General features: G+C 62.6%; 23 protein-coding genes. 11 read left to right on the top strand and 12 right to left on the bottom strand.

The features are described from left to right. Window positions 1–282: 282 nt before the first annotated feature. The 5 genes from DQ230_RS12650 to DQ230_RS12630 all read right to left on the bottom strand — a co-directional run bounded on the left by DQ230_RS12650 (window position 283) and on the right by DQ230_RS12630 (window position 4,486). Complete coding sequence (locus DQ230_RS12650; RefSeq protein ID WP_162497440.1) at window positions 283–1,467, bottom strand: TSUP family transporter; 1,185 nt, start codon at window positions 1,465–1,467, stop codon at window positions 283–285. Continuing rightward, complete coding sequence (gene modC, locus DQ230_RS12645; protein ID WP_113912990.1) at window positions 1,464–2,564, bottom strand: molybdenum ABC transporter ATP-binding protein; 1,101 nt, start codon at window positions 2,562–2,564, stop codon at window positions 1,464–1,466. The genes DQ230_RS12650 and modC overlap by 4 nt, the downstream gene beginning before the upstream one ends. Further along, the gene (modB, locus tag DQ230_RS12640; protein WP_113912989.1) at window positions 2,561–3,271 is read right to left on the bottom strand and encodes a molybdate ABC transporter permease subunit; all 711 of its coding nucleotides are present in this window, start codon (window positions 3,269–3,271) and stop codon (window positions 2,561–2,563) included. Before modB ends, modC begins: the two co-directional genes overlap by 4 nt. Further along, a complete protein-coding gene (gene modA, locus DQ230_RS12635) occupies window positions 3,271–4,050 on the bottom strand; it encodes a molybdate ABC transporter substrate-binding protein (protein ID WP_113912988.1) in 780 nt (259 codons plus the stop codon). The genes modB and modA overlap by 1 nt, the downstream gene beginning before the upstream one ends. A gap of 64 nt (window positions 4,051–4,114) precedes the next feature. Continuing rightward, the gene (locus DQ230_RS12630; RefSeq protein WP_113912987.1) at window positions 4,115–4,486 is read right to left on the bottom strand and encodes a winged helix-turn-helix domain-containing protein; all 372 of its coding nucleotides are present in this window, start codon (window positions 4,484–4,486) and stop codon (window positions 4,115–4,117) included. A 772-nt stretch (window positions 4,487–5,258) separates the two neighbouring features. Here DQ230_RS12630 and DQ230_RS12625 point away from each other — a divergent pair. The 6 genes from DQ230_RS12625 to DQ230_RS12600 all read left to right on the top strand — a co-directional run bounded on the left by DQ230_RS12625 (window position 5,259) and on the right by DQ230_RS12600 (window position 13,488). After that, complete coding sequence (locus DQ230_RS12625; protein ID WP_113912986.1) at window positions 5,259–6,188, top strand: DUF2493 domain-containing protein; 930 nt, start codon at window positions 5,259–5,261, stop codon at window positions 6,186–6,188. Between the two features lie 154 nt (window positions 6,189–6,342). Continuing rightward, window positions 6,343–7,497, top strand: coding sequence for an SH3 domain-containing protein (locus DQ230_RS17515; protein WP_082899337.1), 1,155 nt, complete (start codon window positions 6,343–6,345; stop codon window positions 7,495–7,497). Window positions 7,498–7,856: 359 nt separating this feature from the next. After that, complete coding sequence (locus tag DQ230_RS12615; RefSeq protein WP_113912984.1) at window positions 7,857–8,063, top strand: hypothetical protein; 207 nt, start codon at window positions 7,857–7,859, stop codon at window positions 8,061–8,063. 502 nt (window positions 8,064–8,565) lie between these two features. Further along, complete coding sequence (locus tag DQ230_RS12610; RefSeq protein ID WP_113912983.1) at window positions 8,566–9,159, top strand: helix-turn-helix domain-containing protein; 594 nt, start codon at window positions 8,566–8,568, stop codon at window positions 9,157–9,159. Next, complete coding sequence (locus tag DQ230_RS12605) at window positions 9,146–11,479, top strand: relaxase/mobilization nuclease domain-containing protein (protein WP_113912982.1); 2,334 nt, start codon at window positions 9,146–9,148, stop codon at window positions 11,477–11,479. The genes DQ230_RS12610 and DQ230_RS12605 overlap by 14 nt, the downstream gene beginning before the upstream one ends. A gap of 8 nt (window positions 11,480–11,487) precedes the next feature. Next, the gene (locus DQ230_RS12600) at window positions 11,488–13,488 is read left to right on the top strand and encodes a type IV secretory system conjugative DNA transfer family protein (RefSeq protein WP_113912981.1); all 2,001 of its coding nucleotides are present in this window, start codon (window positions 11,488–11,490) and stop codon (window positions 13,486–13,488) included. A 469-nt stretch (window positions 13,489–13,957) separates the two neighbouring features. Here DQ230_RS12600 and DQ230_RS17260 read toward each other — a convergent pair whose 3' ends face one another. From DQ230_RS17260 to DQ230_RS12585, 4 genes are all read right to left on the bottom strand, one after another. Next, on the bottom strand, window positions 13,958–14,098 hold the full coding sequence (locus tag DQ230_RS17260; protein ID WP_203228071.1) for a hypothetical protein: 141 nt from the start codon (window positions 14,096–14,098) through the stop codon (window positions 13,958–13,960). Window positions 14,099–14,206: 108 nt separating this feature from the next. After that, on the bottom strand, window positions 14,207–15,844 hold the full coding sequence (gene groL / locus DQ230_RS12595; protein WP_113912980.1) for a chaperonin GroEL: 1,638 nt from the start codon (window positions 15,842–15,844) through the stop codon (window positions 14,207–14,209). Window positions 15,845–15,888: 44 nt separating this feature from the next. After that, a complete protein-coding gene (locus DQ230_RS12590) occupies window positions 15,889–16,176 on the bottom strand; it encodes a co-chaperone GroES (protein WP_102869337.1) in 288 nt (95 codons plus the stop codon). Between the two features lie 195 nt (window positions 16,177–16,371). Next, the gene (locus DQ230_RS12585) at window positions 16,372–16,608 is read right to left on the bottom strand and encodes a hypothetical protein (protein ID WP_113913025.1); all 237 of its coding nucleotides are present in this window, start codon (window positions 16,606–16,608) and stop codon (window positions 16,372–16,374) included. A 149-nt stretch (window positions 16,609–16,757) separates the two neighbouring features. Between DQ230_RS12585 and DQ230_RS12580 the strand changes: the two genes are divergently transcribed. Next, window positions 16,758–17,492 (top strand): Crp/Fnr family transcriptional regulator, encoded by a 735-nt coding sequence (locus DQ230_RS12580; RefSeq protein ID WP_113912979.1) that lies wholly within the window; start codon window positions 16,758–16,760, stop codon window positions 17,490–17,492. Between the two features lie 58 nt (window positions 17,493–17,550). On the opposite strand, the gene DQ230_RS12575 is transcribed toward DQ230_RS12580, so the two are convergent. The 3 genes from DQ230_RS12575 to DQ230_RS12565 form a co-directional block, all read right to left on the bottom strand. Next, entirely contained in the window at window positions 17,551–17,739 is a 189-nt protein-coding gene (locus tag DQ230_RS12575; RefSeq protein WP_113912978.1) for a hypothetical protein, read from the bottom strand. A 213-nt stretch (window positions 17,740–17,952) separates the two neighbouring features. After that, a complete protein-coding gene (locus DQ230_RS12570; RefSeq protein ID WP_238987521.1) occupies window positions 17,953–18,366 on the bottom strand; it encodes a hypothetical protein in 414 nt (137 codons plus the stop codon). After that, window positions 18,363–18,788, bottom strand: a complete 426-nt coding sequence (locus DQ230_RS12565; protein ID WP_113912977.1) for a hypothetical protein — start codon at window positions 18,786–18,788, stop codon at window positions 18,363–18,365. Before DQ230_RS12565 ends, DQ230_RS12570 begins: the two co-directional genes overlap by 4 nt. A gap of 272 nt (window positions 18,789–19,060) precedes the next feature. Here DQ230_RS12565 and DQ230_RS12560 point away from each other — a divergent pair, with 272 nt between their 5' ends. The 4 genes from DQ230_RS12560 (at window position 19,061) to DQ230_RS12545 (ending at window position 21,037) form a co-directional block, all read left to right on the top strand. Next, window positions 19,061–19,378, top strand: a complete 318-nt coding sequence (locus DQ230_RS12560) for a hypothetical protein (protein WP_238987520.1) — start codon at window positions 19,061–19,063, stop codon at window positions 19,376–19,378. Beyond that, complete coding sequence (locus DQ230_RS12555; protein WP_113912976.1) at window positions 19,375–19,761, top strand: hypothetical protein; 387 nt, start codon at window positions 19,375–19,377, stop codon at window positions 19,759–19,761. The genes DQ230_RS12560 and DQ230_RS12555 overlap by 4 nt, the downstream gene beginning before the upstream one ends. Before the next feature lie 92 nt (window positions 19,762–19,853). Further along, on the top strand, window positions 19,854–20,231 hold the full coding sequence (locus DQ230_RS12550; protein WP_238987519.1) for a hypothetical protein: 378 nt from the start codon (window positions 19,854–19,856) through the stop codon (window positions 20,229–20,231). 260 nt (window positions 20,232–20,491) lie between these two features. Further along, window positions 20,492–21,037, top strand: coding sequence for a hypothetical protein (locus tag DQ230_RS12545; RefSeq protein ID WP_203228070.1), 546 nt, complete (start codon window positions 20,492–20,494; stop codon window positions 21,035–21,037). Window positions 21,038–21,147: the final 110 nt, after the last annotated feature.

Raw genomic sequence — 21,147 nt, 5'->3', positions numbered from 1 at the left:
TACGGCGCTGCGTTCCTGGTCCGAACGCATGTCCATGCGCCGCGCCTCGGCGGCGTCGATTTGGACTGAAACAGTGCAATCGGCCCAAAGCCGCCGGAGGCTCTATCTCGCTGGGTCCTCCAATCGGCATGCAGCGCAATTCGGCAGGTAGTTGCTGAACGGTAATGTTAGGTGCTGCTGGTCCATCGCTCCAAACATCGTCAAAGGGGCTTATTGTGTGGCTGAACCTTTGGCGGTGCATCTGTTGCCAGCGCCACTAACTGTCCCCTGTAGTGCGGCCTGTCATTGTATCGCCGTCGCCTTGAACCGTGCGATCACCGGCGCTCCCTCGGTCAGACCGAGCGCTGCAACGGAGCGGCGTGTGACCAGCGCCGCGATCTCGCCCGCATTCGCGATGGCCACCCGGACGCGGGCGGTCGTGCCGTCGGCCAGCGGCTCAATGCCCGCGACCCGTCCCGAGAGCGTGTTGAGCGCGCTCGATCCGGCTTCGACGGCCAGCGCGAGCGTCACGTCGCGGTCATCGATGGTGAAGGAGGTTTCCGATCCGGGCAAGAGGGGCCTATGCGGCACGGTGACGGTCTGGCCATCCACGGCCAGCGTCGTCAGGCCCCATTCGGCGTCATGCGCCGGCACGCGCGCGGGCAGGCCGCGCGGTGCGCTCGCTGCGGGCGCTGGTTGCGGCAGGTGGCGGAACACGCCCCAGGCTGACCAGATCAGGATGATGCCAAGGCCGATCTTGAGCGCCTGCGACGGCACAAGGCCAAGCGCCAGCGCGCCAAGGATCGAGCCTGCGCCCAAGGGCAGGACGGTCCTGCGCCAGACCGCGCCTTCGCGCAGCACCGATCCAGCCCCGAAATGCCGCAACAATCCCACGGCGATGGTCGGCATGCCCACCAGCATCGACATGGAGCCTGCGACCTTCGCATCAACCCCGAACAGCAGGATGAAGACGGGGATGATCAACTCGCCCCCGGCGACGCCCAGAAGCGAGGACACAAGCCCGATCCCCACGCCGCAGGCAGCGGCGACAAGGACCGTGGGGATCAGACCTGCCCCGACCAGCCGGGTCGGTTCTGCTACGAACAGCCCCTCGGCGATCAAGACCAGCCCCAGCGCTATGAGCAGGATCAGGATCAACCGGCCCAACAGCTTGTCCGAGGCGCGACGTAGCCAGCCCGCACCAATCCAGGCCGCCGACATGGACCCCGCGAGCATGCCCAGCACCGCCGGAAGGTGTGGCGCGATCTCGCCTATCGGCACGCTGGCCGCGCGGAAGGGAAAGGCGGCGGCCAGTACGATGAAACTGCAAACAAGGTTCACCGCCACCGCCTCGCGCGCTGAAAAGCGCAGCACACCCACCAGCGCCGGCAGCCGGAATTCGGCCCCACCAAGGCCGATCAGCCCTCCGGCCGTTCCGACCGCGGCGCCAAGTCCGAAGGAAAACGCTGGGCGTGCGGGTCGGGTCATTCTGCAGCCTCCTGAATGCGCCCGGTGCCCACATCCTCGGGCGCGACAGCGACGGATTTGATGATGGCGTGGCAGGTCTGACCTGCCGCAAGGCCCATCGCCTCGGCTGAGCGGCGGGTGATGCGGGCGGTCAGACGGTCCTCGCCGACGGCAAGCACCACCAGCGCCCCGGGACCGTCGCCCAGCCGGATGTCGATGATCCGGCCGCACAGGATGTTGAGCGCAGATAGGCCCTCGGGCCGCGCGCGCGACAGGATGACTTCCTGCGCGGCGATGCGGACGCGGATCGTCTTGCCGGGGGCCTCATCCACACGCGGCAGCCACAGGGGCCCTGCGGCGGTGGCCAGTTCGCTCAACCCGTCGGCGTGGTGCGCCACCACCCGCGCAGTAAGCACCGACGCCGCGCCGCGCGCTCCAACCACTGCGACATCGCCCAGCACCTTCGCGGGCGGGCCGCAGGCGACCACGCGGCCCGCCTTAAGCGCCACGACCGTCGTCGCCAGCCGCGCCACCTCGGACGAGGAATGGCTGACATAGAGGATCGGTACCGACACTTCGTCGCGCAGCCGCTCGAAATAGGGCAGGATCTCGGCCTTGCGGGCCTCGTCCAGCGCGGCCAGAGGTTCGTCGGCGAGGATCAGCTTCGGTCCGGAGAGCAAGGCGCGGCCGATGGCGACCCGCTGCTTTTCGCCGCCCGACAGCGCTCCGGGGCGGCGCTCCAGCAGCTGGCCGATGCCCAGCATCTCGACCACGCGGGGCAGACGTTCGCTGCGCGCGTCGCGGGGCGCGAACCAGCGACCATAGAGGAGGTTCTGCCGCACCGTCAGATGCGGGAACAGCCGCCCCTCCTGAAAGATGTAGCCGATGCGGCGCCGGTGCGGGGCGAGGTTCCGGCGGGCGTTCGTATCCAGCAGCACCCAACCATCCGCCGCGATCCTCCCGCTGTCGGGGCGCAACAAGCCCGCCACGGCGTTGATCAGCGTCGTCTTTCCCGATCCCGACGGGCCGAACAGGACAGTGACGCCCGGTGGCGCCTGGATGCCCACGTCGAGGTCGAAGCCCGTGAAGGCATGCTTGACCGCGATCTGAAGCGTCATGACCCGGCCACCACGTTCGCCACGCGCCGGGCGACGAACTCCGACAGCAGCAGCGCGGCCATGGCGATCACGACAGCCACGATCACGAGGCGACTTGCCGCCTCCTCACCTCCCGGCACCTGAAGGAACGCGTAGATCGCCGAGGGGATGGTCTGGGTCTGGCCTGGGATGTTCGACACGAAGGTGATGGTGGCCCCGAATTCGCCAATCGCCTTGGCGAAAGCGAGGATCGCCCCGGCAATCACGCCCGGCAGGATCAAAGGCAATGTGACGGTGACGAACACCCAAGGCTTCGACGCCCCGAGTGTGCTGGCGGCCGCTTCCAGCTTCGGGTCGACAGCCTCGATTGCCAGCCGGATCGCGCGCACCATCAGCGGAAACGCCATGATCGCGGCCGCCAAAGCGGCCCCCGTCCAGCGGAAGGACAGCACAATCCCGAACCACTGGTCCAGAAACTGCCCTACGGTGCCCCGCCTCCCGAAGGTCAGAAGCAACAGGTAGCCGGTCACGACGGGCGGCAGGATCAGCGGCAGATGTACGATCCCGTTCAACACCTGCTTGCCCGGAAATTCCCATCGCGCCAGCGCATAGGCGATGAAGATACCGAGCGGCAGGCTGGTCAGCGTCGCCCATAAAGAAACCTGGATCGACAGGCGCACCGCCTGCCATTCGTCCGGTCCAAGCCAGCTTGCCACCGTCTCCCACATCAGTTCAGGACCGTAAAACCATACTCCTCCCAGATGGCGCGGGCCGCGCCGGACGACAGGTAGTCGAGAAAGGCCTGCGCCTGGCCGCTGGTGGCCTGCGCGGTGATCGCGGCGGGATAGGTGATCGGATCGTGCGTTCCGGCCGGAAAGGTACCGACGATGCTAACATCGTCCTGCACCGCAGCGTCGGTGGCATAGACGATGCCATAGGGTGCCTCGTTCTGCGCGACAAAGGCCAACGCCGCGCGCACGTTGTCGGCCTGCGCGACCAGTGGCTCGACGCTGTCCCACAGCCCGAGCGCGGTCAGCGCGGCCTTGCCGTAGACGCCGGCGGGCACGGAATCGACCAGCGCCATGGCCAGCCGTTCGTCGCCCAGCATTCCCGCCAGATCGAGGTCCGCATCAATCGTCACGGGGGCGGCGTCTTGGCCGTGCGCGATCAGCACCAGCGTATTGCCCAGGATGTCGCGGCGCGTACCGTCTCGCAGGTCGCCCGAGCCTTCGACCTCGTCCATCCACGACACGCTGGCGGAGATGAAGATATCGGCCGGCGCGCCTTCCTGGATCTGGCGGGCCAACGCCGAGGATCCGGCGAAAGAGAAGATCGCGGTGTTACCGGTTTCGGCCATCCACGCCTCTCCGACGACGCCAAGCGCGTCGGTCAGGCTGGCTGCGGCGAAGACGGTCACTTCGTCCGCCGCTGCACGCAAGGGGCTTGAAACGAGGGCCAGAGCCGTGAGCGCCGCGACAAAAGGCCGGCGTGAAAGGAACGTCCGCATGAGTATCTCCCTGCTGATATGTTTGATGAAACATATCGCAGGAAGATCGCTTTGATGGCAAGCGTTATTTTTCTTCGGGAATATCCCGCAGCATGGACCGCATTGCATCCAGACTCGTGGCACCGCCCGCTGCGGCCTCCGTCTCAAACGCCCTGTAGAGCCTCAAGACCGTGCGTCCCGCTTCAGTCAGCACCGCGCCGCCGCCACCGGGTCCGCCACGGGTGCTGTCGACAAGCGGCTCGCGGAACATGGCGTTCAACGTGCCGATCAGCTGCCAGGCACGCTTGTAGCTCATGCTCATTTCGCGACCGGCAGCCGCGATCGACCCTGTCCGGTCGATACGCTCCAGGAGTTCGGCCTTGCCCGGGCCGATCATTTCCTCATCGCCAAAGACGATGCGGATGCGGAGAACAGGGCGTTTGGTATTTTCATTCATAACGGTACATTCAAACGCTTGTTGCAGAAATGCAAGTGGCGTGGAGCATTGTCCGCTCCTTCCGCACATTGCTGGTGTAAAAGCCAAGCGTCGTGAATTGCGACTTTGGCCAGATTCTGCGGACGCAATTTTGCTACACCACAGTCAGTTCTTTGCTCATCACGTCGAATCCCTGGACAAGCAATCCCTATAGTCGGCAGCGTAGTCCCTGCACATCAACCGTGGCCAGAGCCTTACGGCCTCCCCAGCTCGGCTTCGCGTGTCGCAGGGGAGAACGGCCCTTCGGTCCGTCGCGCATTCGGCCATGCGGCCTCACCGCGGCGTCGCACCCAGGCCCCCGGTTTGCCCGCCTCGCGAGCACGTCCCTCCCTGGCTGCTCCGCCGGATTGCGCTCTGGTCTGTTTTGCTTGAGCGCAAAACGATCCCGCCGCTCCATCCGTCTTCCGCGTCCGGTCGGGCCGTTTGCCTGCTCGGGTCGGGCAAACCTACCGTCAAAACACACACACATGAGTGCGGAAGCATATCCTCCGGATGGCCCCCAAATCAGCCCGCGTCAAGGATCGCAAAACTTTTCGGCGAGGGCGGCGCTTGTGGTGCGGCGCGGTCCCGTGCGTGAGCGCGCGCATGTGTCGGGTGCCGCGCTCGGAAAACTTTTGCGCCCGGCAAGCCGGCGGCTGCGCCGTCCCTGACCCGGGCAGATTCGGAAACCAGGCATTCGGCCATGCCCCCACACTCACGTGGTGGCCTTGGAAACGAACACTGGAGACCAGACATGGCTTACGACAACGCAAACACCTACGAGACCATCGAGCTTTTCGGACTGACCGAGAAGGACGCGCACCTGCCGATCCCGGAGGATCACGTCCTGACCGACCACATCATCCGCGAGAGCTTCGAGGCTTTGCTCGGTCAGCTGCGCGGGACCGGGCTTGAAGCCGAAATCGAACCGCTGGCCCATGGGCTCGCGACGATCCTGCAGCGCCGCAAGGTGGCACTCGGCAAGGAGGTCGACCGCACCGCGGACAAGATCGGCGCGCTGGCAAAATCCCACGACGGATCGGAGATCGCCGAGACCGCGCTCGAAGAGGCGCAGGCGCGCTTTGTGCAGCTGCGCGAGATCGTCAGCGCCATCGAGGTGATGAGCGAGGCGGCGGCGGAATGCTACGAGAGCGAAACGGGCCACGCCTTCATCCCGGCAGCCGGGTCGCGCGCAAGCGTCCGGGCGCAAGAGACCGGGGCGGTCTTCGAGGCGCGGCAGCTCCTGGAGCAGCACGACCGTGAAACCGCCGAGAAGTCGAAAGTCGAGGGGGTGCCCCTGATCGTCTCAGGCGCCACCGACTGGACCGATGTTGATGTGATCTTCAACACGCTCGACAAGGTTCGCGAACGGATCAAGCAGAACCGCAACCAGGAGATTTTCCTCTGCCACAAGGGTGGCAAGCACGGGGCGGAGATGATTGCGGCCCGGTGGGCCCGGGCACGCGGGGTCGCGCAGGCGCGCTTCGATCCGCGCTGGTCCGCGCACGGGCGGGCGGCACCGTTCAAGTGCAACGACGAAATGCTGGACGACAAGTTCGCGGCGACGGGGGTTGTACTCTTCGGCGGCAACGGGGTCGCGCTGAACCTCGGGCAGAAGGCGGAAGCGAAAGGTCTGACGGTCATGCGGGTTGCGGACCCGGCGAAGAAGGCGTCGCAGGATTGAAGAGAGAGGGTCGCCTTCGGGCGGCCCTTTCGTTGTTTTCCCAGTTGTGTGCGAACCTCGGCGGTATCGCAGTGAGCTCCAGCAACGGGCATCGACAGGCTTGGTGATCGCAATCCGGTCAATCTGTTTTTGGGAATGGCTGGATGGTATCTCGATGCAATCACAGCTTAATGTGGCCGTGCGGCAGAAGACATTTGTTGCGCAGCTCAACACCCGAACAGGTTTTTCCTCGATGCCTTTTTCTCCGGAACGCACCAAAGAGATCCAATCACGCATTGATGCGCGTTTGCGGTCCGGGCAGGCAAACGATTGGGAAGTGTCTTTTCTCACAAACATGGCTGAACGGTTTGAGCGTCACGGGACGGAGACGCGTCTGAGCAAAGCTCAGTACGCCAGCCTGCACAAAGTCCTGAAACTGGAAGGGGAAAAACCGGCCCAGACAAGGGCAGCTGCCGACGACGGCACTTCGAAACCAGCACCAAAGCGCAGCCCCAGAGCCGTTCAGGCGAGACCCCGTTCGATCTCCGTGAGCCGCGCAATCACCGCACCTCGGCGTGCCGTGCGCAAGGCTCAACGCCAAATCATGGTGCCGTTGGTGATCGCTGTCGGGTTCTTCGCGTTGGTTGGATCATTGTTTGAGACGTCGAGTTCACGATCCACGCCCTACAGTCCGTCAGCAATTCCCACATCGCAAACGACAAACACCACTTACGTCTATGTGACAGGGACACGTGTCAACCAACGTTCTGAGCCGTCTACCGCGAACGCTGTGATGGGCGTCTTGAGCGAAGGGACTCGCGTCGAAATGCTTCGCGATGAAGGGCAATGGACCCAAATTCGGTCTAACTTGGGAGTGGGCTGGATGTCTTCCAGTTTCCTATCGCCGGTCGCGCCACCTGCAGAGCGACCCGCCTCGCAAGACCGGTCGCTTCGAGCCAGCGATGTGCGGATCATTGATGGTGATACGATTGATATTCGAGGCATGACAGCGAACGTGCGTCTCGTCGGGTTTAACGCGCCTGAGACATGGAGACCATCCTGCACTGCAGAGCGCCAGGTCGGGGAACAGGCAACAGCGCGTCTTGGTCAATTGGTGCGGGGTGCGGCGTCAATTGAATTTGAGCGCGTGGCCTGTTCCTGCCGGCCCGGGACTGAAGGCACCGATCGATGCAATTTCGGGCGGCTTTGTGGCTCGTTGTTCGTTGACGGTCGGGACGTGGGCAGTACGCTCATTGCTGAAGGTTTGGCCGTGCCATACCGATGTGGCCGCACCAGCTGTCCCCCACCCCCTCAATCCTGGTGCCGATAGCAGGGGCACTCACCCAACACAGACGACGGATCATCGCGCGCGGCTGAACGCTGTCCCGCTGTGTGGTGCGCGTGACGGATCATTATCCAGATGCATTGGATCAGAACGAACCAAGCCACCTCAGACCGGTATCGACGGGTGCGAACGCGACTGCAAAGTGGCGGCACAAATTTGGGTCTCTCCTTTTTGCTCATCGATGTGGATCGCACGGGGTCGGCCCGTCCGTGCCCTCAGCTCACGCTTCGGCAAGCACAAATACGGCTTCCACGGCGGAGCCGCGGACCCTCCGCATTTGCGCTTGCGACCGGGCCTCTTGCCCCCGCGCCGGGTGATCCCCATCGCAACAAGGAGTAACCCAAATGACCCACCACTACGTCGCCACCGTCCCCGTCAAGTTCACCGACACCGATGGCCAGGAGCGCACCCGTTTTCAGCGCGTGGGCGCGATGTTCCGCAACACCCGCAACGGGGACGGCTCGGAGTTCTTCAGCCTCAAGCTCGACTTCCCGGTCGCGGTCTCGGAGCTGGTGATGTTCCCGCCGAGCGCGAAAGATCCCCAGGACTAAATCCTCTGACGAGGATGGGCCGCCCCAGGACGATCTTGGGGCGGCCCGATGCCTGTACCAGGGATGCCGTCACCGGCGCGGGTGATCGCCGGCAGCGACCTCGCCTTGGTGCCGGTCCCTGCGCGTTCAACGGACGCACTCCGCCCGGAATGATCAGGCCGCGACAGACCGGCCAGTCAGCCTCAAGGGGGCCATCCACAAAAACCTATCGGCCAAGGCCTCCCGGTTTTTGCGGCAGAGATTTGGTAGCCCAAATCTGGCCCTCCTTGACCCTGCCTGTCCGCTCTGTCGGCGGGGCTTGTGGACGGGACCCCTAGGACAGGTGGGTCGCCCGGTGGTGAGGGCGGCAGAGCCGCGTCCCTGCGGGCCGCGGCGTGAAGCGGACACCAAGGCTGCCTGAGCCTGAATGCGACGTAAGTATATAATTGACAGCTAGGTATATTATCGTAAGGTAGGGGCAGCCTTGGTGGAAGGTGGCAGGAAATAGGGGGTCTTTCTTCGCATGTCGCGCTCAAAACGTCTCACAGATGCGGACCGCATGGAGATCGTTCGCGAAGCTGCGGAAGGCGTTTCCACTTCAGTGCTTGCGGAACGGTTTGGCGTGTCGGTGCGGGCGATCCAGTACACGCTCAAAGCCGATGCCGAACGCCAGACGGATGCCGCAATTCCGGTCTCAGCGGTCACTGTGAAGGTCACGGCTGCGGAGCTTGCGGCGTTCGACGAGGTGCTGGCCGAGGCCGGGATCGAGAGCCGTGCCGAGGGGCTGCGGCGGCTCATTCAGGCGGCAGGCGGGGTGTTCGTTCCGGACGCGCAGATGGCAGCAGAGATGGCGCGCTACCGCGCCTCTCTGCACGAGGTCGGTAATGGGGTCGCGCAGATCGCCAAGCAGATGACGCGGGCCAACCGGCGGGAGCAGGGGGCCGTGGGGGGCGCGAGTGCCGAGTTTACCGAATTGCGCCTTGCGCAGATGCGCGGGCTGGCGCGGTACATTCTGGATTCCGCTGACGAGATCGATCTGCTTCTGCGCCGCCGTCGCGATGGGATGCAACTGCAGGCCACGGCCGCGCTGAGGGAGTTTGCCCATGCGGCTGAATGATGCCGTCCATGCCGTCACGGGCGAGGTCTTCCGGGATGGCTGGAGCCGCGTCCGGGGCTCGATGCAAGGGCTGCACGTGGCCAAGCAGACCCAGCTTACGCGCGCGGCAGCAGGGCATCGGCCAGCGGTCTTCAAGGCGATCCGGGGCGGGGGGACGCATACCAAATCGCAGCTTGCAAACCAGCTCGACTACCTTACCACCAAGTCTACCCATATCGTCGACTCCAGCGGGTTCTTGGATGGCAAGGCGAAGCTCGAGGCGGGTGACATCAAGGATCTGACCGAGCGCTTTGCCAAGCGGTGGGATGCGGGCTTCAAACCCAAGCTCGGACAGACGACCCATATGCTCATGTCCTTCCCCATCGGCACGCGGGGCGAGGATGTGCGCGACATCGCGACGGACGTGGCCGAGCGGTTCTTCCAGACTGATAAGGGGCATTTCGACTACATCATCGCGGTGCATGAGGACCGCGATCACCCGCATGCGCATCTGGTGCTGAACCGCCGCTCGCAGGAAGGCGAGTTCTTCTTTCTGGGGCGCAACCATCGCTTCAACTATGACGACTTCCGCCTCGCCATGGTCGAAGAGGCGGAGAAGTATGGTGTGCGCCTGGAGGCCACGCGGCGGGTGGAGCGCGGCGTCGTGCATTACCCAGCCCGCACCAGCGAGGTTTATGCCGCGAAAGAAGAGGGGCGCGCGCCCCGCGAGCGCGAACGCGTGGGGCAGGACCTGACCCGGACGCTGGCGGAGATCGCCAACACCAGAACCGTCTACCATTCACTTGCTGCGGAGGCCTCCCGGGAGGCCCGCGAGGATATTGCGGCGGCACTCTTCCGCGCGGGCGAGGTGCTGGCGCATGGCGGACAGATGGACCGAACAGGAGATGTGTATATGGCCGAGGATCAAAGCTTCGAGGATCTGAGAAGCCTCTATGCGGAAAAGCTCGCGCGGGTGCAGGGCATGATCGCCGAGAAGTCTGACGCGGAACGTCCCGTGCTGGAAAAACGCCTTATCGAGATCCAGACGCAGGTCCAGCACATGCAGCCTCTCGGTTTGCGATCATCCACGCTGTCAGAGACCCCCTCGGAGGGCGGGATCTATTCCGAAGCCAATATTGACGCCAGCCAGCGCGAGCGACTGGCCGAGCCCGACCTGAGATCGCGCATTGACGCGGCACTACGGGGCACCGGGATCAGCACATCGGAAGTGGTGGCCCGGATCGAGACGGGCGCCTCAAATGCAGCGCTCGAGCATCAATGGATCGCCAATGATCTCTCCAAAGTGGCTGAGGCGCGCGATCTGAACCTCGAACGCCGCGCCGATCTGGAACAGGCGCGCGACATTCTCAACGATGTGCACGTCGAACTTGGCACGCTCTTGGAGCGGGAGAACGTGCTGCGCCGGGATGGTGTCATGGAAGCGGAACCGGTCAGCGAGCAGTTCCATTATCATGAGGACGCGGTCCGGGCGATGGAAGGGACAATCCGTCAGGAGATGCGCGCAGACGGCCTGACCGCGCAGCAGATCGAGGATCGGGACTGGGAGGTTGTCTCAAGGGCGGAGCGCCGGATCGAGACCGAGCAGCGCGCATATCTCGAGGCACACCCGGATCTGCTCGCACGCCCTGGCGATGTGATTGACCGGTCTGAGCCTTACAGGGAGACCATTACCGATGCGGCCCGCGCCAGCGAGATCACCAGTGAGGTCGACCGGATCATGGAGGGACGCGACGTCCGCACGCCCGTTGCAGATGCTGTCACGGATGACTTACGAGCGCGCTATCCGGACATGCCGTCCCACCTTGCCCGTGGTCTCGGCGCGACCTATGCGGCCGTCGTCGAGATCCGGGACACGGAGGCCATCAATCAGGTCCGCCGCGAAACCGAGATGCGCGAGGGGCTCGGTTCTGGCACGCGCGACGACATCCTCGCGACCCGCGATGAAACTGCGCCGCAGTCTGCCCGTACCGACCGCCTTGCAGACGAGATTGCGCGTGTCCTGGACCATGAGCGGGCGGGGGAGTTGTCCGCGCCCTTCGAGACCGAGGCGGAGCGGGACGCTTTCCGAACCGAGATCGCGCGGGTGCTGGACGTTCGCCAACTCGAGCGGCTCACATCCGGCGATGCCGATGCGCTGGAAAAGGTTCTCGAGGACCGTCTCGACCGGCTCTATGTCGCCAAGGTCTATCTGCAATCGGATGCAGCGACGGCCAACACGGAGGCCTTGCGCCAGGTGGTCGATGATCTTGCCGACACCGAATATGAAAAACACCGCGCGACAGATGTGGATGGCGAGACCGAGCGGGGTCAGGTCCATTGAGCGCCGCCATGGGAAAAGCGCGGATCGCCACGGGCGTCCTGCTGGTGACGCTTGTGACCGGGGCCATGGGCTATACCATCGCCTCGGCGGTGCTGACCTACCAGGATCTCGGGTTCGGGGCCGAGATCGACTTTGCCTATATCGCGCAGAACTATCTGGCGATCCTCGATCGTCGCCCGGAGGACGCGCAACTTATTCACCTGATCATCGGCAGCTTCGCCGCCGCCGGCCTGATGCTGAGCCTCGCCCTCTCGGGGTCCGCCCTGACACGCTTTGGCCAGACCCATTGGCAGACCGCGCGCGAGATGAAGGCCAATGGGTTCTTCGGGGCGCCCGGGACCGGGTTCATCCTCGGCAAGCTTGGGCCGCCCGGCTCCCGCGCCAATTACATTTGCTCGAAGGTTTTTCCGCATGCGCTGATCGTTGCGCCCACGGGCCGCGGCAAGACCACGGGCTTCGTCATTCCGAACCTGCTGACCTGGCAAGGCTCCGCCGTGACGCTCGATGTGAAGGGCGAGTGTTTCGAGGCCACGGCCCGGCACCGCGCAGCCCAAGGCGACAAGGTCTATCGCTTTGCCCCCACCGATTGGGAGGGCAGGCGCACGCATCGCTACAACCCGCTCCTGCGCATCTATCAACTGAAAGATTCCGCGCGCCAGCAGATGGAACTGCAGCTTCTGGCGACGCTCTTCCTGCAGAGTGACAACGACCGGGTGCAGGGCCTCCTCAAGGGCGGGATCGATCTCTTCGTGGCGGCGGGGCTTTTGGCCTTCCAGCGCAAGCGCCCCACCTTGGGCGAGATCTACCGCATCGCGGCCTCGGGCGGGAACAAGCAGAAGGAGTATTTCGCGCGGGGCCATGAGGTGGACAACAGGGCGGCCAAGCTGATCTTCACGCGGCTGGCGTCGACCAACAACGACACACTGACCTCCTACGTCTCGCTCCTGATGACCTCGGGGCTCGACCAATGGCAAAACCCGGCCATCGATGAGGCGACGGCAGTCTCGGACTTTGACTTCCGGACGATCCGCAAGAAGCCCTTTTCGGTCTATCTCGTGGTCCAGCCGCTGATGGTGAAGCCGCTCGCGCCGCTGATCCGGCTGTTTTTCTCCGACCTGCTCTCGGCCATGCAGGAAAAGGATCCCGGGCCAGACGAGCCGTGGCCAGTGATGATCATGCTCGATGAGTTCAACCGTCTCGGCAAGATGCCCATCGTGGTCGAGAGCATCGAGACCCTGCGCACCTATCGCGGTCACCTGGCCGTGGTCACGCAAACCATTCCCGCCCTCGATGAAATCTACGGCGAGAACACCCGACGCGCCCTGCAGGGCAATGCGGGCGTGAAACTCTATCTCACGCCCTCGGATGAGAAGACCGTCGAGGAGCTGAGCAAGGCGGTCGGCAAGACCACGAAAACCGTCGTCACGCGGTCTCAGTCCATCGGCAAGAACCCCTTTGAAGGGCGCAGCCAATCCACGCGGACTGAAGAAAGCTCTCTCCTACCCGAGGATGAGGCGCGCCGCCTACCGCTCGACGAGATCGTCATGGTCATCGATGCCCAGATGCCGGTCCGTGCGAAACGGATTCAGTATTTTGACGACCGGCTCTTCAAGGCGATCCATGCGGCGCAGACGGGCGAGTTGCCGTTTCCGAAGCCGGGGGGAGGTGGGTCGCAGGGTACGCTGCCGCTGAGTGTGCGCGCCATGCCGATGACTCCGCCCGTGAACGGACCAGGTGGGTCTGACGCCGTTGTGGATACCACACGCCAAGAAGCGGGCAGTCAAACGTCAGGGCAAACCGACGTCGCCCCAAAAAAGACCGCGCCTGTCGTTCAAGCTGTCATCGCCGAGGAACAGCGACAGATGGAGATGGATTTTGGAAGCCAGGTCGCGGATGCCGAGGCTGCGAGCGTCGTTGATGAGGTGCAGATGCGCTCCGCCGTCGATGGCTTGGATGAAATGGAAGCGATGCTGCAGGAGGGGGATGGCGAAAAGTTGGTTGCTCGATAGGGTGGTGAGGGTGGCTTGTCTGTCGAGCAGTGTGCAAAATGGACTTTCTCTGCAAGCGCGAGCGGATAATGCCGTGAAGTAAGAAGCTGACATTCGGCTCACTCCAAATTGAGAGGGTATTATGCACCGCCGCAGGTCGGCTTGCAGCCCAAACTAACGAACGCTGCAATCTTCAAAAATGCCTCCAATTCAAACAAAAGACGCTTTTGAGCCCGTCCAGTGATGGATGGTGGCGATTTCTCTGAAATTTCAGACGCTTAAATAGTCCCGTGTGCAGCACATGTTCATGTTTCGATCGCGTTGTTTCGTGCTATGTCGCGCTTGCCACGACAGGCTGGTTCATCCGCTTCCGAGCGACATTCTACCTTGCTCGGCCCGAGATGCGATAGCGGCTGCGGTGAAGAAAAGGTGACAAAGGGCAACTCTGCGTCATGTCTATTCAGTTCACAGAATAGGATTCCACCACCACCTATTTTTTCTTGTGCTCGCCAAGATTGGTCAAGGCTTTGCCCTTAGTGAAGTCGGCTGTTGCAACGACCTTCTCCTTCTCCTTCACCTTCTTGGGCTTCTTCGCTTCTCTATTGCCGCGTTTCTTGTCACCTTTTGACACGTCAGATCCTCCTGATCCAAGTTTCAGTTTATGATGCTGTTTTCGTCTTTAGTCTTCGTCAGTTTGCGATTTGGTGGCCAAAGGCCACTGCGCTTTAGAAGGGGGCGCTCAAATCATTCCGCCCATTCCGCCCATGTCGGACATTTCGCTGCCGGCACCGGCCTTCTCGGGCTTTTGCGCGACCATCGCTTCGGTCGTGATCAATAGCCCGGCAATGGACGCGGCGTTTTCGAGTGCGATCCGAACGACTTTCGTCGGATCGATGACACCGGCCTTCAGCATGTCGCCGTATTCTTCGGCCTGTGCGTCGAAACCGAAGCTCGGGCTGTCGTTCTCGATCACCTTTCCGACGACAACCGATCCGTCGACCCCGGCATTTTCGGCGATCTGGCGCAGCGGTGCCTGGATCGCGCGGCGGACGATCTTGATGCCGGCATCCTGATCACCGTTCCCACTCTTCAGCGTCGCCAGCACCCTGCCAGCGTGAACCAGTGCCACGCCGCCACCGGGCACGACACCTTCCTGAACCGCAGCGCGGGTAGCATTCAGCGCATCTTCCACGCGGTCCTTGCGCTCCTTCACCTCGATCTCGGTTGCTCCGCCGATCCGGATCACGGCAATGCCGCCGGCAAGCTTGGCCAGCCGTTCCTGCAGCTTTTCCTTGTCGTAGTCCGACGTGGTCTCCTCGATCTGCGCCCGGATCTGGGTGACGCGCGCCACGATGGCGTCCTTATCGCCGGCACCGTCGATGATCGTCGTGTCATCCTTGGTGATCGCGACCTTCTTGGCGGACCCGAGCATGTCCATGGTGACATTCTCCAGCTTGGTGCCCATTTCCACGGAAATCACCTGACCGCCCGTGAGCACGGCAATGTCTTCCATCATCGCCTTGCGGCGGTCTCCGAAGCCGGGCGCCTTGACGGCCGCGACCTTCAGCCCGCCGCGCAGCTTGTTGACGACCAGCGTCGCCAGCGCCTCGCCCTCGATATCCTCGGCCACGATCAGCAGTTGCTTTTCGGCCTGAATCACAGCCTCCAGCAGCGGTACCATGGATGCCAACGAGGTCAGTTTCTTCTCGTGCAGCAGGATGACGCAGTCATCCAGTTCGACGACCATCTTCTGAGCGTTCGTGATGAAATAGGGGCTCAGATAACCGCGATCGAACTGCATGCCTTCGACCACTTCGGTTTCGGTCTCCAGCCCCTTGTTTTCCTCGATGGTGATCACGCCTTCGTTGCCGACCTTGGCCATCGCATCGGCGATCTGGCGGCCGATGGCGACCTCTCCGTTGGCGGAAATGGCGCCGACCTTCGCGATCTCGTCGCTGTCGCCAACCGGTCGGGACATGGCCTTGATCTCGGCCACGACCGCGGCGACGGCCTTGTCGATCCCGCGCTTGAGATCCATCGGGTTCATGCCGGCGGCGACCGACTTCATGCCCTCCCGGACAATCGCGTGGGCGAGCACGGTGGCGGTCGTGGTGCCGTCTCCAGCCTCGTCATTGGTGCGCTGCGCGACCTCCTTGACCATCTGCGCGCCCATGTTCTCGAAATGGTCTGAAAGCTCGATTTCCTTGGCGACGGTCACGCCGTCCTTGGTGATGCGCGGTGCTCCCCAGGATTTGTCGAGTATGACGTTTCGGCCCTTGGGTCCGAGGGTGATCTTCACGGCGTTGGCCAGCGTGTTGATGCCTTTCAGCATGCGGTCGCGGGCATCGGTACTGAATCTGACGTCTTTGGCGGACATGGTCGGGTGCTCCTGAGAATGAAATGTCGGCGTCGCTTTCGTGCTCAGGCCATCACGCCGAGAATGTCGCTCTCCTTCATGATCATGAGGTCTTCGCCGTCGAGCTTGATTTCGGTGCCCGACCATTTCCCGAACAGAATCCGGTCGCCAGCCTTGACGTCCATGGCGATGCGCTCGCCATCCTCGTCCTTGGCGCCGGCACCGACCGCGACGATCTCACCCTCCTGCGGCTTCTCTTTTGCGGTGTCGGGGATGATGAGCCCGCCTGAGGTCTTCGCGTCGCCTTCTATGCGGCGGACGAGAACCCGGTCGTGGAGTGGAGTGAACGACACTTAAGTGCTCCTTCTTCGGATTTCCAAGGGAGCATGGCGATGTTCGAACGTGCTTTGGCACTCGCCATACCGGAGTGCCAATGCCATTAAAATGATGGCTCAGCAGGGGTTCTACAATAGCGTCTCAAAGAATATCTTTCGGGTTCCAATCAATTGATATCCATAAATGCTTCCGCAGTTCGACGAAGCTCGACTTCACAAGCGTCGAACTGAATTACCCCCGGCGATGATCGCGTTGATCAGGTCCGCGACAGCTCGGTGGTTTTCCGACTCATGGTCGGTGCCGACCGCGTTCTCATGGGTCGCTGCAGCGTCGCGAAGAACCCCCACGATCTCGTGCTCCGGCAGTAGCCCGCGATCGTTCATGGCAAGCAGCAGCGCTTCACAGATCGAAAGGGCAGCCTGGCCAGCATGTTCGCTTGCGGTCGACATCCGGGTTTCCTTCCTTGGCATCGTGAACCGGTGGAAGGTGAGGCTCAGATGCATCCGTACTTTTCGCAGGAAGTGCCTTATGCTGGACTGATCCAGAGCAGTGTCCCGGCCGATTTCCGCTCTTGGGTCACGACAGGCCCGGAGGCCCCATGAAATCCGTAGAACTCAGCCCCCTGACCCGCAAGCTCTCGGCCTTCGTCGCCCTGTCTGATGTCGAGCTGGCCGTGCTTAAACGACTGCACCAGCGCCGCCGATCCTTCGTCGCGGGGCGCGATATGGTGCATCAGGGCCAGACGGCTCAGGCAGCCTATATCCTGTCCGCGGGTTGGGTCTGTTCCTACAAGCTACAGGCCGACGGGACGCGCCAGATTGTGGATCTCCAGGTGCCGGGGGATTTTCTGGGGTTGCGGAGCGTTCTCTTGCGCACCTCAGACCACAGCTTCGAACCCATCGTAAAAATCGAGGCCGCCGAAGTGCTGACGAGCGATCTTCTCGATGCGTTCGCGCAGACCCCACGCTTGGCGACCGCCATACTCTGGGCGGCGTCAAGGGACGAGGCGATGGTCGTGGAGCACCTCGTCGGGATCGGTCGGCGTGATGCGGACGCCCGCATGGCGCATTTCCTGCTGGAGCTGGGGTCTAGGCTGGCGTTGGTGGGCATGGGCAGCAAGGAAGGGTTCGACTGCCCGCTGACGCAGTATCACCTCGCCGATACGCTGGGGTTGAGCGCGGTCCACGTGAACCGCGTCCTGCGGCAGCTTCGCGAAAGTGGACTTGTGACTTTTCGGGACGGACATGTGACGTTTCACGACTATGGCGGTCTGGTAGAACTTGCCGAGTTCGATCCGGCGTATCTGGACCAGACCGGTCCGCTCCTGAAATAAGAGGTCCGCCCTCCCTTGTTTGGCAGGCGGCCCCGGTGATCACGTCAAACGCCGGAGGTCACGCGAGGGCTTGGGTCGCCGCATCGAGTTCCTTGTTGGTCTCGGCGTCGTTCTTCGCCGTGTGCGCTTTCTCGGCCGCCTGGTAATGCTTCAGAGCGGCGTCCTTCTTCGGACCAGCGGGCGCCTTGTCCCACGTGTTCTTGACGGATTTCATCTTGTCGGCGGTTTTTGTTTGTTCGGGAGTCATTGGGATTGTCCTTTCTGGACGTTCCGAGAATAAAAAGCGTGCCGACATGCCGATCCTTTGGCGATCGGCACGCCCAAACGCTTCTCTGCTACTCGGAAAAAATGTCCCACCAAATATTCGGCGGGCACATCTCACCTAGCCGATGTCAAACCGCTGCCGCACTGACGCAGGTTAGTCCCGGCGCCTGCGGCATGTCGATTGTCTCTGCGGTTCTCAGGTCACCGCAGTTTGCTGGTGGGAAATCCTCAGCCAGGTGTCGTCATCGTTGAGGTAGGTCGAGGCGCAGAGCGCCTTGTAGATCGGCACATCGGGTTTCTCCGCCGAGACACGGTAGGTGAGAATGGCGAAGTCGCGACACCGCGTGATGCGCCGCTCGGCCATGACGACGGAACGCCAGCCGGTCCTCTGTCGAAGATGGGTCCAGATCTGGTCACCCTGCAGGATGCCGGGCGGATAGGGAAAGACCATGACGGCGTTGGTTGCTGTCGTTGCCCGCGCATTTTCGGCGCCACTGGTCCAGAAGTGTTCCTCCATGTCCCAGAGAACGCCCTGTTCGCGCGGCGACAGCGTCCCGGTTTTGTGTGCCGCATGGGCCGGTCTCCTAGCGGTCTCGATTGAACCGGTCATTCGCCTGACCCCGACCCGCCAACCATGAGCATCTGAAACAGCAGAAAGATGATCGCGAGAACCGCCCAGATCGCGCCGCTTATTCCCGGGCGGCCGTCGGCGACGGTCGAGGGGACTCGCTTCAGGCTACCTGATGTCGGGCCATCTGGGAGCAGTTGGCTCAGGTCTCGCGCGACCTTGCCGTGATCGCTGGCGAGCGCAGGAACGTCGCGAAATCGAGCAAGCAGTGTCCCCAACCGCGCTCGCGCGGCCTCGCGCCCCAGCGTGACCAGTTCAGCGATTTCGTTCCATGGATCGACGCCGAGCCGCGCGAGCGTGGAGAGGACCGTCACGACATATCCGTGTCGGTCCTCGCCGACTGACGCATAGAGAAATCGCTCGGATTCGGGCGGGTGCGGGTTGTGAACATAGGGTGTGGTCATCGTGGTTCCATTCCTTGGTTGCAGGGACGCAGTTCGCCTCTGTTTCCCCATGGATAGACGCAGGTCGATACTGGCGCCCTTATACAGGTCAGTGTCGGCAACTGTGCCCAGTGAGTTCGCACACGATTCGGTGCCAGGGACTAACCTGTGTCAGCACAAGGCGAACAATCATAAGCTAAAAAAGGGGAAAGCGTTCGACACGTCGGGCCCGGACTCCAAGTGGCCCTCGGCAGTGATGAGCGACGAATCTGCCAACATCGCGGAGACCAGAGATGACCATGCGGTCGACCAGATCTACGGTTAAATTTTCGAACCCGTTCACCTTGCCAGGATACGCCGGCGAAATGCCTGCCGGCGACTACGAAATTCTTATCGAAGAGGAGCTTCTTCAAGGCCTCAGCTTCGAGGCGTATAGACGGACGGCGACTTACCTGACGGTGCGCGGCAGGGGTAACCATGCCGGAAGTACCGCATTGCGCACGATATCCGAGAACGACCTGAAAGAGGCGCTGAGGCGGGATCAGGCCGCGACCGAGAACAGGAAAGTTCACAGCGATGCGACGCTTTCTCCGCAGGAGGACTCGAAATGAAAACTCCCGAATGGCTCAAACCCGGTATCTATGGTGCCGTGATCGGCGCGGTCTTCGTCGGTGTCGTCGGATTTTCGTGGGGCGGCTGGGTGACCGGCAGCACCGCAAATGACAGGGCGATGGCGATGTCCCGAAACGATGTCGTCGCCTCCATGGTACCGGTTTGCCTCGACATGGCGCGGTCCGACCCGGCACGGGCGGACACGCTGGCCACGATCCGGGCTGCCTCGACCTACCAGAGGCGCGACGCGCTCATGACAGCCGGCTGGGCAACTATGCCGGGAACCGACGCCCCTGACCGAGACATCGCGCAAGCTTGCCTGGCAGCCCTCGATGTCGATGGGTCGCCGGACCCTGCGGAAACCGCGGTCGATGAAGGATGAACCGCGCCATGCCGGTAGCTTCCCCCGAGACCACCGACCTCGAACGGCGTGTGCTGACCCACGAACGTATCCTGTAAGCTCTGATCGCCTACATGGCCCGCACGGAGCCGAGGTTCATCGATCATTTGAGAGCACGGTTCGTCGAGCCGATGAGTATGGCCCGGCACGAACATGAACACCGCGAAACAGATGACTACGCGGAAGAATTCATTCGCGCCGTGATGCTCATCGGAGAAGCGCGCGCGCCCAAGGCGAAGGAGCGGGAAATGACCAACATGAAACCCGTGCTGCCGAAAAGCAAAGGAGCACAAAATTCTTCCATGAACCGACCGGCGCAGCGAGGAGGTGTTCAGGTACGCGAAAGAAACGGAATCTGGGAGGTGCAGGTGGATGGCAAGTTCCGCGGCGATTACCACCAGAAGGAACATGCTCTTGCCGCTGCGGCCTTGCACAAGTTGTCGCCCCGATGACCGGTAGCACTCATCCGACAGTTCCGCAGGACTTCTCGATCCAGGTCTCCGAGAACGAAGGCATGCCGCCGAGACCGGGTTTCAAGGGCTCCTCGCCACCAATTGCGCCCATCCGACGGGTCACAGGAACGCTCACACTTGGGCTGTCGAAGACATGCGCGGCGACCGATGGACTCCGGTCCGCAAAGGAAAAGCTGATGAGACACCACGACGATCGAACGAAACACCCACTGGCAAGGTTGATCGCCAGGATGGCAGTCGTGGCCGGTATGATCGCGTCCTTCGCTTTCCCTGCGTTTGCGCAGGATGCGCCTATGCCTGCCAACGCCACCGCCAGAAGCTATGGCGAGGGATGGGAATGTGATCGTGGATACCGACGTGACGTCGATGCCTGCCTTGCCATCATCGTTCCAGAGAACGCCTATGCCACCAACCGAACCTATGGCGTAGGCTGGGAGTGCTTACATGGGTTTCAGGAGGTCGATGACGCGACGTGTCTCGAGGTCGTTGTGCCCGATGGCGGATATCTCGACTCGTCGGGACAGAGATGGAACTGCCTTCGTGGCTACACGAAGGTCGATGATCTCTGCCTGGAGATCGATTTGCCACCAAATGCTTACCTGGCAGACCGCGGCTATGGGGCGGCATGGCTGTGTGACCGCGGCTACGAGGTCGAGGGCGACGCTTGCGTCGCTATCGCGGTCCCGGAGAACGCCTTTCTGAATGGCTCCGGATACGGGCAGCCATGGACATGTGAGCGAGGCCATTTTGAACGCGATGACACCTGTGAGTGCGGGTTTCGCTAATTCCCGGACACGGATTTCAGTAATTCCCGGACACGCGTTTCGGTAAATCCCGGACAGGGATTTCGGTAATTCCCGGACAGCTCCGGGGGCCTTGGGTACGGTTGGTCATC

The sequence above is a fragment of the Roseovarius dicentrarchi genome, assembly GCF_003316635.1.
Classification (GTDB): Bacteria; Pseudomonadota; Alphaproteobacteria; order Rhodobacterales; family Rhodobacteraceae; genus Roseovarius; species Roseovarius dicentrarchi.
The sequence above is the reverse complement of the archived record's forward strand: the minus strand, read 5'-3'. Positions and strand labels throughout refer to the sequence as shown.

Excerpts from the sequence above, each read along its gene's own strand:
- DQ230_RS12650 (WP_162497440.1), bottom strand. The coding sequence starts at position 1,467 with ATGACCCGACCCGCACGCCCAGCGTTTTCCTTCGGACTTGGCGCCGCG.
- modC (WP_113912990.1), bottom strand. The coding sequence starts at position 2,564 with ATGACGCTTCAGATCGCGGTCAAGCATGCCTTCACGGGCTTCGACCTC.
- modB (WP_113912989.1), bottom strand. The coding sequence starts at position 3,271 with ATGTGGGAGACGGTGGCAAGCTGGCTTGGACCGGACGAATGGCAGGCG.
- modA (WP_113912988.1), bottom strand. The coding sequence starts at position 4,050 with ATGCGGACGTTCCTTTCACGCCGGCCTTTTGTCGCGGCGCTCACGGCT.
- DQ230_RS12630 (WP_113912987.1), bottom strand. The coding sequence starts at position 4,486 with ATGAATGAAAATACCAAACGCCCTGTTCTCCGCATCCGCATCGTCTTT.
- DQ230_RS12625 (WP_113912986.1), top strand. The coding sequence starts at position 5,259 with ATGGCTTACGACAACGCAAACACCTACGAGACCATCGAGCTTTTCGGA.
- DQ230_RS17515 (WP_082899337.1), top strand. The coding sequence starts at position 6,343 with ATGCAATCACAGCTTAATGTGGCCGTGCGGCAGAAGACATTTGTTGCG.
- DQ230_RS12615 (WP_113912984.1), top strand. The coding sequence starts at position 7,857 with ATGACCCACCACTACGTCGCCACCGTCCCCGTCAAGTTCACCGACACC.
- DQ230_RS12610 (WP_113912983.1), top strand. The coding sequence starts at position 8,566 with ATGTCGCGCTCAAAACGTCTCACAGATGCGGACCGCATGGAGATCGTT.
- DQ230_RS12605 (WP_113912982.1), top strand. The coding sequence starts at position 9,146 with ATGCGGCTGAATGATGCCGTCCATGCCGTCACGGGCGAGGTCTTCCGG.
- DQ230_RS12600 (WP_113912981.1), top strand. The coding sequence starts at position 11,488 with ATGGGAAAAGCGCGGATCGCCACGGGCGTCCTGCTGGTGACGCTTGTG.
- groL (WP_113912980.1), bottom strand. The coding sequence starts at position 15,844 with ATGTCCGCCAAAGACGTCAGATTCAGTACCGATGCCCGCGACCGCATG.
- DQ230_RS12585 (WP_113913025.1), bottom strand. The coding sequence starts at position 16,608 with ATGTCGACCGCAAGCGAACATGCTGGCCAGGCTGCCCTTTCGATCTGT.
- DQ230_RS12580 (WP_113912979.1), top strand. The coding sequence starts at position 16,758 with ATGAAATCCGTAGAACTCAGCCCCCTGACCCGCAAGCTCTCGGCCTTC.
- DQ230_RS12575 (WP_113912978.1), bottom strand. The coding sequence starts at position 17,739 with ATGACTCCCGAACAAACAAAAACCGCCGACAAGATGAAATCCGTCAAG.
- DQ230_RS12570 (WP_238987521.1), bottom strand. The coding sequence starts at position 18,366 with ATGACCGGTTCAATCGAGACCGCTAGGAGACCGGCCCATGCGGCACAC.
- DQ230_RS12565 (WP_113912977.1), bottom strand. The coding sequence starts at position 18,788 with ATGACCACACCCTATGTTCACAACCCGCACCCGCCCGAATCCGAGCGA.
- DQ230_RS12560 (WP_238987520.1), top strand. The coding sequence starts at position 19,061 with ATGACCATGCGGTCGACCAGATCTACGGTTAAATTTTCGAACCCGTTC.
- DQ230_RS12555 (WP_113912976.1), top strand. The coding sequence starts at position 19,375 with ATGAAAACTCCCGAATGGCTCAAACCCGGTATCTATGGTGCCGTGATC.
- DQ230_RS12550 (WP_238987519.1), top strand. The coding sequence starts at position 19,854 with ATGGCCCGCACGGAGCCGAGGTTCATCGATCATTTGAGAGCACGGTTC.